General features: G+C 76.7%; 2 pseudogenes. One reads left to right on the forward strand and one right to left on the reverse strand.

Annotated elements, in window-relative coordinates:
- Window positions 1-444: pseudogene (locus H5J33_RS36435) on the reverse strand (apolipoprotein N-acyltransferase); the annotation flags it as partial.
- Window positions 445-760: 316 nt separating this feature from the next.
- Between H5J33_RS36435 and H5J33_RS38200 the strand changes: the two are divergent.
- Window positions 761-1,006: pseudogene (locus H5J33_RS38200) on the forward strand (O-antigen polymerase); the annotation flags it as partial.

Consider the following 1,006-nt stretch of genomic DNA (forward strand, 5'->3'; position numbering starts at 1 on the left):
GCTCCGCGCGCGTGCCGCCTCGCCCGCCGTCCACAGGGCGGCGGCCCACACCGGCCAGGCGGGCAGCCTGGAGACGGCGGCGATGCCGACGCCGGTCAGGGCGACGAAGAGCGCCTCGGCGGCGACCAGGGCCAGCCAGGGCAGGGGACCGACCTCCACACTGGTCCACACCAGCAGCGGCAGCAGGAAGCCCAGCCCGAAGAGGTAGCCGAGGCCGAGCGCGGCCTTCCAGCTCCGGCCGCGCAGCACCCAGGCGAAACCGGCGAACGCGGGCAGGGCCAGCCACCACAGGGTCCGCGGCGGGAAGCTGACGTAGAGCAGCACTCCGCAGAGCACGGAGGCGGCGGCCGGGGCCAGGCGCAGCAATCGGCCACGGCGCGCGGCGGACGCCGGGCGGTGCTTCAGCTCGTCCGGCTGGTCCACGGAGGTTGCGGTGACGGTCACCCGGGTGAGTGTACGGCGGACGCCGTCACCGCCGACAGCGCGGTCCGGCGCCGGTCGACCGTGGATCGTCGCTGGTGGCGGGCCGTTCACGGGGGTCGGCGGCCGGGTGCCCGGCCGTGTCCGGCCCCGCCGGGCGCCTCCTCGCCGGGCCGTGCCGGGACGGGCGCCGGACCAGCGGAATCATGCCGTTCCTCCGCGTACCGTCCCCAAACCGGTCCACAGCCGTTACGGTGTGCCCAGCCTCGGTGGCCCGGCCGGATACCGGCCCGCGGCCGGGGCCTGCCAAGGTCGGGGGACCGGGTACGAGGGGCGACGGGTGGGGTCGACGGGGACGCAGTCCGCGGCCGGTACGTGCGGCGCGGATGCCTATGGCGCGCGAGGAAACGTTTCCGATGGGACGGGCATGCTCCTGTTGGGAGCCTGTGCGGCGTGGTCGCTGATCACCGCGGCGGCCGGGGGCGGACGGCCGGAGGGCATGCTGCTCTCGGTGCTCGCCCTGGCCGCGGGGTACGCCGCGGGCCGGATCTCCGGCGCGCTGCTGCCGGTGGCCGCGCCCTGCGTC

The organism is Streptomyces sp. WELS2, assembly GCF_013870595.1.
Taxonomy (GTDB): Bacteria; Actinomycetota; Actinomycetes; order Streptomycetales; family Streptomycetaceae; genus Streptomyces.